The organism is Actinomadura sp. WMMB 499, assembly GCF_008824145.1.
In the GTDB taxonomy this organism is placed as follows: Bacteria; Actinomycetota; Actinomycetes; order Streptosporangiales; family Streptosporangiaceae; genus Spirillospora.
Genome location: NZ_CP044407.1, coordinates 2,404,926 through 2,416,167, shown reverse-complemented (window position 1 = coordinate 2,416,167; position 11,242 = coordinate 2,404,926). Strand labels below are relative to the sequence as shown.

At 73.4% G+C, this 11,242-nt stretch carries 9 protein-coding genes; 4 read left to right on the top strand and 5 right to left on the bottom strand.

Annotated elements, in window-relative coordinates; all coding sequences use genetic code 11:
- Positions 1 to 12: 12 nt before the first annotated feature.
- The 3 genes from F7P10_RS10375 to F7P10_RS10365 are packed head-to-tail and all read right to left on the bottom strand — an operon-like array spanning position 13 to position 1,144.
- Positions 13 to 570 carry a 4Fe-4S single cluster domain-containing protein gene (locus F7P10_RS10375; RefSeq protein ID WP_176611397.1) on the bottom strand — a complete coding sequence of 186 codons (558 nt, stop codon included), beginning with the start codon at positions 568 to 570 and terminating at the stop codon, positions 13 to 15.
- On the bottom strand, positions 561 to 758 hold the full coding sequence (locus tag F7P10_RS10370) for a DUF2997 domain-containing protein (protein WP_151009148.1): 198 nt from the start codon (positions 756 to 758) through the stop codon (positions 561 to 563). Before F7P10_RS10370 ends, F7P10_RS10375 begins: the two co-directional genes overlap by 10 nt.
- Positions 758 to 1,144: a DUF1257 domain-containing protein gene (locus F7P10_RS10365; protein WP_151009147.1), complete on the bottom strand. Its 387-nt coding sequence runs from the start codon at positions 1,142 to 1,144 to the stop codon at positions 758 to 760. Before F7P10_RS10365 ends, F7P10_RS10370 begins: the two co-directional genes overlap by 1 nt.
- A gap of 384 nt (positions 1,145 to 1,528) precedes the next feature.
- Between F7P10_RS10365 and F7P10_RS45040 the strand changes: the two genes are divergently transcribed.
- Positions 1,529 to 2,941 carry a serine/threonine-protein kinase gene (locus tag F7P10_RS45040; RefSeq protein ID WP_176611396.1) on the top strand — a complete coding sequence of 471 codons (1,413 nt, stop codon included), beginning with the start codon at positions 1,529 to 1,531 and terminating at the stop codon, positions 2,939 to 2,941.
- A gap of 19 nt (positions 2,942 to 2,960) precedes the next feature.
- Here the strand turns inward: F7P10_RS45040 and F7P10_RS10355 are convergent, their stop codons facing one another.
- Positions 2,961 to 4,163 (bottom strand): Cmx/CmrA family chloramphenicol efflux MFS transporter, encoded by a 1,203-nt coding sequence (locus tag F7P10_RS10355; protein ID WP_151009145.1) that lies wholly within the window; start codon positions 4,161 to 4,163, stop codon positions 2,961 to 2,963.
- A 379-nt stretch (positions 4,164 to 4,542) separates the two neighbouring features.
- Between F7P10_RS10355 and F7P10_RS10350 the strand changes: the two genes are divergently transcribed.
- Positions 4,543 to 5,187: a TetR/AcrR family transcriptional regulator gene (locus F7P10_RS10350; protein ID WP_151009144.1), complete on the top strand. Its 645-nt coding sequence runs from the start codon at positions 4,543 to 4,545 to the stop codon at positions 5,185 to 5,187.
- 204 nt (positions 5,188 to 5,391) lie between these two features.
- Positions 5,392 to 6,645, top strand: a complete 1,254-nt coding sequence (locus F7P10_RS10345; RefSeq protein ID WP_151009143.1) for a lipase family protein — start codon at positions 5,392 to 5,394, stop codon at positions 6,643 to 6,645.
- Positions 6,646 to 6,682: 37 nt separating this feature from the next.
- Here F7P10_RS10345 and lipB read toward each other — a convergent pair whose 3' ends face one another.
- A complete protein-coding gene (gene lipB / locus F7P10_RS10340) occupies positions 6,683 to 7,372 on the bottom strand; it encodes a lipoyl(octanoyl) transferase LipB (protein WP_254716534.1) in 690 nt (229 codons plus the stop codon).
- A gap of 42 nt (positions 7,373 to 7,414) precedes the next feature.
- Between lipB and metH the strand changes: the two genes are divergently transcribed.
- Entirely contained in the window at positions 7,415 to 11,206 is a 3,792-nt protein-coding gene (gene metH / locus F7P10_RS44170) for a methionine synthase (RefSeq protein WP_254716533.1), read from the top strand.
- The last annotated feature ends 36 nt before the right edge of the window (positions 11,207 to 11,242 follow it).

Genomic DNA, 11,242 nt, shown 5'->3' with positions numbered 1-11,242 from the left:
TCACTCCGGCGCTCATCGCTCTCCCCACGCGTGCATGCCCGTCACCGCGATGGTCCCGTCCGCCGAGATCACGACCTCGGCGTCCGGCAGCGCGGCGAAGTCGTCCGGCCCGTACCGGTCCGTGATCGCCCAGTACTCCTTGTTCGACGACCCGCGGAGCCCGGCGCCGAGCCGGAGCCGCTCGTTGTACCGGCCCGCGATCACCATGTCGGCCAGTTCGACGGCCGCCGCCAGCTCCGGGTCCGCCTCGATCTCGCGGCGCGCGAAACCCGTCAGCACCACGATCCCGAGACCGGACGGCCGCACCAGCCCGCAGAACTCCCGGAGCGCCCCCGGCTGCTCGAGCGGCTCGCCGCCGCTCACCGTGACCCCGTCGATCCCGGACGCCGCGAGCACCTCGCCCGCGACCTCCCCGACCGTCCGGACGTCCCCGCCCGCGCCGTGCGTCTCGGGGTTGAAGCACCCCGCGCAGCCCAGCGTGCAGCCCTGCGCCCACACCACGAACCGCGTGCCCGGCCCGTTCGCGGCGCTCCGCGCCAGCGTGGCGTGCACCCGCCACGTCAGTGCCACAACCGGTCCTGCTGCTCTTCCCCGGTCTCGTTGTAGGCCTCCGCCGTCAGCTCCTGCGCCTCGACCTCCCCGCCGAGCATCCGGATGAGCTCCTCGGTGGTCTCCAGGCAGCTCATGCCGTCCACCCCGGTCACATGGATCTCGACCTTGCCGTCCGGCTTGATCGTCACCTCGACGGTCTCGTCCATCACACCCCCGCCCGCCGGAGGACGACCCGCACGTCCCCGGACTCCTCGGTGCTGCTGGAATCGACCTCGAAGCCGCGCTCGCGCAGCGTCGAGACCGTGCTGACCAGCGCGTACTTCTGCTTCAGCTGCTGGACGAACCGTGTCTCGGTCGTGCCGCGAACGCCGTACCAGTCGGCGACGACCTCGTAGCCTCCGGGGGAATTCACGAACCCGATCTCGTACCTGCCCCGATCCGGGCGAATCTTGAACTCCGCGTCCGTCCGCTGCCCCATGAATCCGCGGATGCCCTGACCGGCGGGGCGGACCTCGTGGCCCATCTCCGCCAGCGCGCTCCGCAGCACGGTCCCGTCGACGAACCGTGTACGCACCCTCGTGAAATGCGACATCCACGACCTCCAGAATCCGCGAGCACGCCCAGCATATGGCGATGCAATGACACCCAACAGGCATTTGTTCGCACTGCGCCGGCGCAGCGATCTCCCGGGCCGCAATCCCGCCCCGGCCGATCACCGACAGCGGGCCCGGCGGGCCCGGCGGTTCCGTACCGTCCGGTATCCGCGCGCTCGGGAAGGCCGATTCCGGCAACATCCGGACGAAATTCGAGCGCGAGCAGAACCGCCCGCCGCGCTACGGCGTCCCACAGAACAGCCGACAAAAGGGGGGGCGACCGCGATGAGCTGGGGAATCTCGGGCTTTCGCGAGGTGTGCGAACTGGGCCGGGGGACGCAGGGCCGGGTCGTCCTGGCCCGGCACGTGACGGGCGGCCCCCGGTGGCGATCAAATACCTGGTGCCCGGCGCCGATCCGGCCGCCCGCGAGCTGTTCCGGCACGAGGCCCGCATGCTCGCGCGCGTCCGCCACCCCAACGTCGCGCGGCTGTACCGCCTGTTCGAGGACGCGGACGAGTCCGCGATCGTGATGGAGGTCGTCGACGGCGTCTCCCTCAAACGCATCCTCGCCGACCGGGGCGCGCTCACGCCCGAGGCGTCCCTCCTCCTGCTGAAGGGGTCGCTGCTCGGGCTCGCCGCCGCCCACGCGGAAGGCGTCGTCCACCGCGACTACAAGCCCGCGAACGTCGTGGTGGGCGGCGACGGCCTCAGCAAGCTGATCGACTTCGGCGTCGCCGCCCGCGCCGGCGGCGGCGGGCGCGCCGGCACCCCCGCCTACATGGCGCCCGAGCAGTGGCGCGGCGAGCCCGCCGCCCCGGCCGCCGACGTCTACGCGGCGGCCTGCGTCTTCTACGAGTGCGTCACCGGCCACCGCCCCTACGCGTCCCGCACCGGACCGGACCTCATGGCGGCGCACGTCCGCGAACCCGTGCCCGTCCGCGACGTCCCCGAACCGCTGCGGGGCCTGGTCGCCCGGGGCCTCGCGAAGTCGCCCGCCGACCGGCCGCCCGGCGCCGCCGCGTTCGCCGCCGAACTCGAGGACGCCGCCACGCGCGCCTACGGCCCCGGCTGGGAGGACCGGGCGGTCCGCGCGCTCGCGCTCGCCGCCGCCGCGCTCGCGTCCGCCTTCCCCCTCGCCGCCGCGGCCCTGCCCGCCCCGGCCGCCGGTGCGACGGCGGTGGGGGACGCGATGGAGGACGCGATGGAGGACGCGATGGGGGAGGCGACCTGGGACGCGATGGGGGAGGCGGTGCCGGACGCCGCCGGGGCCGTGCTCGAGGGCACGGGGGCGACGTCGGCCGGGGGCGTGCCGGCCGCCGCGAAGGCCGCGCTCGCGGTCTCGGCGGTCGCCGTGACGGCCGCGGTGGTCGCCGCGGTCGTCTTCGGGACGGCCGACCGGGACGAGCCCGCGCGCCGCACCGCCGTGACCCCGACGGCGACGGCGCCCCCGACCGCGCCCGTCCCGTCCCCGTCCGTGAGCCCCGCGACGGCGCCGCCGTCACCGGCTCACGAGACGCCCGCACCGACGCATTCGTCCCCCGCGCCGGAGCACGAGACGCCGACGCCGACGCACACGTCCCCGTCCCCGGACCACGGGACGCCCACGCCTCCGGACCACGGGACACCGACGCCTCCGGACCATGGGACACCGACGCCCCCCGACCACGGGACACCGACGCCCCCCGACCACGGGACGCCCGCACCCCCCGACCGCGAGGCGCCGGCGTCGACGCGCACGTCTCCGGCGGCCGAACCCCGTCCGGGGACGGACTCGGACGTGCCGAACCTACCCTGACGCCCCGTCGGACGCCCCGTCAGCGGCGCGCTTCCCGCCGCGCGCGGACGGGCGGTCCCGACCGGCCGCCCGGCATCGCCCGTCCGGTGAGGCGGGCGGCGCCGCCGGCGGCGAGCGCGAGCGCGACCAGGAGGGCGCTGACCCACGGCGCGGACCGGTACCCGTGCCCGGCGCCGATGGCGGCGCCGCCGAGCCACGGGCCGAGCGCCGCGCCGACGTTGAGCGCCGCGGTGGCGAACCCGCCGCCCAGCGTCGGTGCCCGCACGGCCGCGTACATCGCCTGCGCGATCAGCGTCGACCCCACGGCGAACGACAGCGTGCCCTGGACGAGCACCAGGACGATCGCCGCCACCGGGTTCGACGCGGCCAGCGCGAACGCGCACCAGCCCGCCAGCAGGGCGGCGCCGCCGGCCGTCAGGAGCTCGACGGGCCGGGCGTCGGCGACGCGGCCGGCGAGGGTGACACCGAGGAAGGAGCCCACCCCGAACAGCGCCAGAACGAGCGGCACCCACCCGGACCCGATCCCGGCGACCTCGGTGGCCAGCGGGGCCAGGTACGTGAAGGTGCAGAACGTCGCGCCGTTCACCAGCGCGCCCAGCAGCAGCGTGACCAGGAGGCGGGGGCCGCGCAGCGCCGCCAGCTCCGCGAGCGTCCCCGCCGGCGCCGCGTCCGCCGGGGACGTCGCCGGGACCGACCGGACGATCGCGACGATCGCCGGGATCGAGACGAGGGCCACGCCCCAGAACGCGGAGCGCCAGCCCCACACCTGGCCGAGCAGGGCGCCGGCGGGGACGCCCACGATGCAGGCGACGGTGACGCCGCCGATGAGGACGGACGAGGCGCGGGCCTTCGCGTCGGGGGCGACCATGTCGGCGGCCGCGGCCAGGGCCACCGCGAGGAATCCGGCGTTGGCGAGCGCACCGACGATCCTCGTGGCGAGCAGGACGCCGTAGCTCGTGGTGACCGCCGCGACGACGTGGACGAGCAGGAAGACGACGAGGAAGGCCAGCAGCGCGCGGCGCCGGGGAAGCCGGGCGCTCAGGGCTGGCATCAGCGGCGCGCCGACGACCATGCCCACGGCGAACGCCGAGGTCAGCGCGCCGGCCGCGGGGACGGACACGCCCAGGTCGCGGGCGAGGTCGGGGATGAGCCCGGCCAGCATGAACTCCGATGTTCCCTGGGCGAACACCGCGAGCGCGAGCACGTAGAGAGCGAGAGGCACAAGAAGCTCCACTGCCATGGAAGGGCGCGGCGCACCCCCGGGCGTGCGAGGACGTCCGGAACGTGCGGAACCGCGCGAGTGAACCCGCCGCAGCGCCGCGTGGCGGCACTCGGTCAGGTGGAACGGCCTGTACGGCGGCGATCCGGATGGCAGCGGCCCGTGCCCGCGCGCTCAGCGCGGCAGGGCAGGGGGCGACGAGCGAGCCACCGGACGGCCGGTGGCTAGCGTCTTGACGCCTCGGGGCCGGACATGCGTCTCAGGCTATCGAGGCCGCGGCGCCCCGTCCACGCGAATATCGGGCGCCGTTATTAGGCGTTTTGTCTTACAGAGCGGTACTTTCGCTGGTGGGCCGGGTGGGGTGCGGGCTTAGAGTTGGGTGATGAGTACCACATCGTCGCGCCGGTTGCCGCGAGGGCGGTATGCGCTGGCCCCGGAGGAAGTGGCCCGGATCCAGCGCGAGCGGCTGTGCCGCGCGATGGCGGACGTCATGGCGGAGAAGGGGTACGCCGCGACCGCCGTGGAGGACGTGCTGAAGCACGCGGGGGTGTCGCGGCAGACCTTCTACCGGGTCTTCTCTTCCAAGCAGGACTGCTTCCTCGCCTCGTTCGAGATGGCCTGCGCCGCGTCCCTGGACGGGCTGACGGACCCCGTGACCGGCGGCGACGACCCGCTGGAGCGGTGCGAGGCCGCGCTGACCCGCTACCTCGGGACGGTCGCCGCGGAGCAGCCCTTCGCCCGGCTGTTCCTGATCGAGGTGTTCGCGGCGGGCCCGGAGGCGCTGCACCGCCGCGCCGAGCGGGAGACCGCCATGACGGCCGCGATCGCGGGCCTGCTGGGGGTGACCGACGACGCCGGCCGGTTCACCTGCCGGATGGCGGTGTCGGCGATCTGCGCGATGGTGGCCCCGCCGGTCGCCGCCGGCGACCTGGACGCGCTGCGGGCGGTCGGGCCCGCGATGGTCGCGCACGTCCGGCGGCTCTGGGAGGCGGGCGCGTTCGGCGCGGGCACCGGCCCCGCCCGCTGAGCCGGGCGGTTCGCGACACGGGCGGTTCGTGACACGGGTTGTTTGTAACACGGGCGACAAAAAGGCTGCGCCGGATGCACGTTCGCGTCTATTGGAGTAAGTGTCTACTTGCTCTAGGGTCAGGGGGCCGTCACCCGGACGGCCAGGCCCGTCGGGGCTCTGGGGGCGATCCAGAGGGGCCGGGGCACGACGAAGGGTTGGTCCATGTCCACACCAGTCCGCCGGCTCCTGCGCGCGGCGGTCGCCTGCGGGATGGGGGTCGCGCTCGCCGCGACCGCCCTGCAGGCGCCGGCCGCGGCCGCTCCGCAGGAGTTCGCGCCTCCCGCCGAGGACCCGTTCTACACACCGCCGCGGCCGCTCCCCGCGGGCGAACCCGGCGACGTCATCCGCTCGCGCGAGTCGCTCTTCACCCTCGACCCGTTCGGCCGCACCCCCGTCGAGGACGTCACGTCGACGCAGGTCATGTACCGGACGCAGAACGTGCAGGGCGCCCCGATCGCGGTGTCCGGCACCGTGCTCGTCCCGGAACGGCAGTGGGGCGGGCCGGGGGAGCGGCCCCTGGTCACCTACGGGGTCGGGACGCGCGGGCTCGGCGACGCGTGCGCGCCGTCGTACACCCTCACCCAGGGGCTCGACTACGAGATGTTCTTCATCTCCGACGCGCTCAACAAGGGCTGGGCGGTCGCCGTCACCGACATGCAGGGCCTCGGGACGCCCGGCCTGCACACCTACGAGGTCGGCAAGGCCCAGGGCATGGCGGCCCTGGACATGGCGCGGGCCGCGCAGCGCCTCCCCGGGACGGGCCTCGCCGGAAGCCCCGTCGCCGCGGCGGGCTACTCGCAGGGAGGGACGACCGCGGGCTGGGCCGCCGAGCTGGCCGCGTCCTACGCGCCCGAACTCGACCTGAAGGGCGCCGTCGCCGGCGGCGTCCCCGCGGACCTGCGGGCCGTCGCCGCGAACCTGGACGGCAACCTGTTCGCCGCGTTCATGTTCATGTCCGCCGCCGGGTACGACGCCGCCTACCCGGAGCTCGACCTCGAGTCGTTCCTCAACGACGCGGGCCGGGAGCTGATGGCGACGGCGTCCGACACCTGCATCGCCAGCGTCGACGGGATCGCCACGTTCGCCGAGACGGCGTTCAAGAACGTCGGCGACTTCACCACCAGCGACCCGCTGGCGACGCCACAGTGGCAGGCGCGGCTGGACGAGAACAAGCTCGGCTCGACCGCGCCGGCCGTTCCCGTCCTGCAGACGCAGGCCGTGTACGACCAGATCATCCCGTTCGAGCAGGCGGACACGCTGCACAAGGCGTGGTGCGCCAAGGGCGCGAACGTGACCTGGAAGACCTACACGATCGCCGAGCACGCCACCGGCATGCTGTGGTCGTGGCCCGACGCGGTCACCTTCCTCACCGACCGCTTCGCCGGGAAGCCGGCGCAGGGCAACTGCGCGGCCTGACGCCGCACGTCCGGGACCTGGGCCTCCGCGCGGGGGCTCAGGTCTCGCGCTTCCAGGCGTCGGTGATCAGCCGCCGCACCTCGGGCTGGGTGACGGGCGGCAGCCCGCGCCGCTCCCGCTCGCGGCACACCGACGTCATCTCGACGTCCGGCATCCCGCACGGGACCGCCCACGTCCACGGCTCCGGGTCGGCGTCGACGTCCATCGCGAAACCGTGCGCGCTGACACCCCGCGAGATGTACATCCCGAGCGAGACGATCTTGCGGCCCTCGGCCGTCCAGACGCCGGTCAGCAGCGGGCTCCCCTTCGGGGTGTCGCGCCGCTCGGCGGGGACGCCCAACTCGCCGAGCACCGCCACCAGGACGTGCTCGATGTCGCGGATCAGCCCGACCACGTCGGCCGGCTCCGCCAGCTTCAGCACCGGGTACCCGACGATCTGCTCCGGCGAGTGGTACGTCAGCTTCCCGCCGCGCCGCGTCTCCACCACCGGGATGCCGTGCGCCGGATCCGGGCGCTCGTGCGGCGGCGTCCGGCGCCCGACCGTGTAGGTGCGGGGGTGTGACAGTAGCCACAGTGTGTCGTCGATCCGGTCGTCCTGCCGGTCGCGCACCATCCGGTCCATGGTCGCGATGGCCTCGGTGTACTCGACGACGTCGCTCTCGATCACGCGCAGCGGATGGTCGCCGCGCCGCCGCGCCGCCAGCCCGCTCACCAGTTGTCCGTGCACGTCGCGAAGCTTATCCGCGGGACGGTCGAATGGAATGCCCCGGTGACGCCCGGGAAGTCCGGGAAGACCGGGGCGGGACTGACAGATCGGCGGATCGCACGGTACTGTCGATGGCAGGCCGAGAGGCGCTGCAACGGGTCGGACGCCCGCCACGCTCGGCCCCGCCGTCTCCGGCTGAAACAAGGGCGCCTCCCACGGACAGCGGGAGGTGGCAGTGAAGAGCGAGCCAGCGACGGGCGGAGCCCTGCGGAACCTGCTCGACGAGCGCATAGCCGTGCTCGACGGAGCCTGGGGGACGATGCTGCAGGGGGCCGGTCTCACCCCGAGGACTACCGCGGCGACCGCTTCGGCGGCCACACCCACGACGTCACCGGCGACCCCGACCTGCTGAACCTCACCCGTCCGGACGTCATCCTGGACGTCCACCGGCAGTACCTCGCGGCGGGCGCCGACATCACGACCACCAACACCTTCACCGCGACGAGCATCGGCCAGGCCGACTACGGGCTCGAGTCGCACGTCCACGAGATGAACGTGGAGGGCGCCCGGCTCGCCCGGCAGGCCGCCGACGAGGCGGGCGGACGGTTCGTCGCGGGCTCGGTCGGGCCGCTGAACGTGACGCTGTCGCTGTCGCCCCGCGTCGAGGACCCGTCCTTCCGGGCCGTCACGTTCGACCAGGTCCGCGAGTCGTACGCGCAGCAGATCGCGGGACTCGCCGAGGGCGGCGTCGACGTGCTGCTGATCGAGACGATCTTCGACACGCTGAACGCGAAGGCCGCGATCGCCGCCGCCCGCGAGGTCGCCCCCGACCTGCCGCTGTGGATCTCGGTGACGATCGTCGACCTGTCCGGCCGGACGCTCTCCGGGCAGACCGTCGAGGCGTTCTGGCGGTCGATCGAGCACGCCGACCCCCTCGTCGTCGGGCTGAACTGCTCGCTGGGCGCCGACGAGATGCGCCCGCACGTCGAGGAACTCGCCCGGATCGCCCCCACCTACACCGCGTCCTATCCGAACGCGGGCCTGCCGAACGCGTTCGGCGGCTACGACCAGACGCCCGAGGAGATGGGCGGGCTGCTCGGCGGGTTCGCCGGGGAGAGCCTGGTCAACGCGGTCGGCGGCTGCTGCGGGACGGGCCCCGACCACATCGCCCGGATCGCCGAGGCCGTCCGCGGCACCGCGCCCCGTGCCGTCCCGCAGGTACCAGCCGCGCCCCGGTTCAGCGGTCTGGAGCCGTTCCAGATCGGCGCCGACACCGGCTTCGTCATGATCGGCGAGCGGACGAACGTCACCGGCTCGGCGCGCTTCCGCAAGCTGATCGAGGCGGGCGACCACCAGGCCGCCGTGGACGTCGCCCTCGACCAGGTGCGCGGCGGCGCGAACCTCCTCGACGTCAACATGGACGCCGACCTGCTCGACAGCGAGCGGGAGATCACCACGTTCCTCAACCTGGTCGCGACCGAGCCCGAGGCGGCCCGCATCCCGATCATGGTGGACAGCTCGCGCTGGAGCGTGATCGAGGCCGGGCTGAAGACCGTCCAGGGCAAGGGCGTCGTCAACTCGATCAGCCTCAAGGAGGGCGAGGAGGCTTTCCTCCAGCAGGCCCGCCGCATCCGCGACTTCGGCGCCGGCGTCGTCGTCATGGCCTTCGACGAGGTCGGGCAGGCCGACACCGCCGACCGCAAGGTCGAGATCTGCGGCCGCGCCTACGACCTGCTCACCCGGAAGGCGGGGTTCCTCGCCGAGGACATCATCTTCGACCCGAACGTCCTCGCCGTCGCCACCGGCATCGAGGAGCACAACGGGTACGCCAAGGCGTTCATCGACGCGCTCCCGCGGATCAAGGAGCGCTGCCCCGGCGCCCGCATCAGCGGCGGCATCTCGAACCTGTCGTTCTCCTTCCGCGGCAACGAGATCGTCCGCGAGGCGATGCACTCGGCGTTCCTGTTCCACGCGATCCGCGCCGGGCTCGACATGGGCATCGTCAACGCCGGCCAGCTCGCCGTCTACGAGGACATCCCCGCCGAACTGCTCGAACACGTCGAGGACGTGCTGTTCGACCGGCGCCCGGACGCCACCGACCGGCTCGTCACCCTCGCCGAGACCGTCAAGGGCAGCGGGACGAAGCGCACCGTCGACCTGACGTGGCGCGAGGGCCCGGTCGAGAAGCGGCTCGAGCACTCGCTCGTGCACGGCATCGTCGACTTCGTCGAGGCCGACACCGAGGAGGCCCGGCAGCAGGCCGCCCGCCCCCTCGACGTCATCGAGGGCCCGCTGATGGACGGCATGAAGGTCGTCGGCGACCTGTTCGGCGCCGGGAAGATGTTCCTGCCGCAGGTCGTCAAGAGCGCCCGCGTGATGAAGCGGTCCGTCGCCTACCTCGAGCCGTACATGGAGGAGGAGAAGGAGGAGGCGCGCAAGGCGGGCCTGCTCGACGAGTCCCGCGGCAACGGCAAGGTCATCATGGCCACCGTCAAGGGCGACGTGCACGACATCGGCAAGAACATCGTCGGGGTCGTCCTCGGCTGCAACAACTACGACGTCGTCGACCTCGGCGTGATGGTGCCCGCCGCGAAGATCCTGGACACCGCGGTCGCCGAGCGGGCCGACGCCGTCGGCCTGTCCGGGCTGATCACCCCGTCCCTCGACGAGATGGTGTCGGTCGCGTCCGAGATGCAGCGCCGCGGGATGGACCTGCCGCTGCTGATCGGCGGCGCCACCACCTCGCGGCAGCACACCGCCGTGAAGATCGCCCCCGTCTACGACCAGACGACCGTGCACGTCCTGGACGCGTCCCGCGTCGTCGGCGTCGTGTCCGACCTGCTCGACCCGGAGCGCGCCGCCGCGCTCGCCGCGTCCACCCGCGCCGAGCAGGACCGGCTGCGCGCCGAGCACGAGACGAAGCAGCGGCGGCCGCTGCTCACCGCCGAGCAGGCCCGCGCGAACCCGGAGAAGGTCTCCTTCGCCGACCTGCCGACCCCCGAGTTCACGGGCGTCCGCGTCGTCGAACCGGACCTGGCGACGCTCCGCGAGATGATCGACTGGCAGTTCTTCTTCCTCGCGTGGGAGCTGAAGGGCAAGTACCCCGCGATCCTCGACCAGCCCGTCGCCCGCGAACTGTTCGACGAGGGCAACGAGCTGCTCGACGAGATCGTCAAGAACGGCTCGCTGAAGGCGCGCGGCGCCTACGGGTTCTGGCCCGCGCACTCCGAGGGCGACGACATCGTCCTGACGGACGGCACCCGCTTCCCGATGCTGCGGCAGCAGACCGCCAAGCCCACCGGGCGCCCGAACCGCTGCCTGGCCGACTACGTCGCCCCGTCCGGCGACCACCTCGGCGGGTTCGCGGTGACGATCCTGGGCGCCGAGGACCTCGCCGCCCGGTACGAGGCCGACAACGACGACTACAAGTCGATCATGGTGAAGGCGCTCGCCGACCGGCTCGCGGAGGCGTTCGCCGAGTACGTCCACCTGAAGGCCCGCCGCGACTGGTTCGAGCCCGACGCCGACCCCCTCCTGGAGGACCTGCACGCCGAGCGGTTCCGCGGTATCCGGCCCGCCCTCGGCTACCCGGCCAGCCCCGACCACAGCGAGAAGCGCGACCTGTTCGAGCTGCTGGACGCCGGACGGCTCGGCATCGGGCTCACCGAGTCGTACGCGATGACGCCCGCCGCCAGCGTCAGCGGCCTGATCTTCGCGCACCCGGAGTCGCGGTACTTCACCGTCGGCCGCCTCGGCAAGGACCAGGTCGAGGACTACGCCGCCCGCCGCGGGATGCCCCTCGCCGAGGTCGAGCGCTGGCTCGCCCCGAACCTCGCCTACGACCCGTCCGCCTGACGCCCGTCACCCGGCGCCCGTCCCCGTCGCGGGACG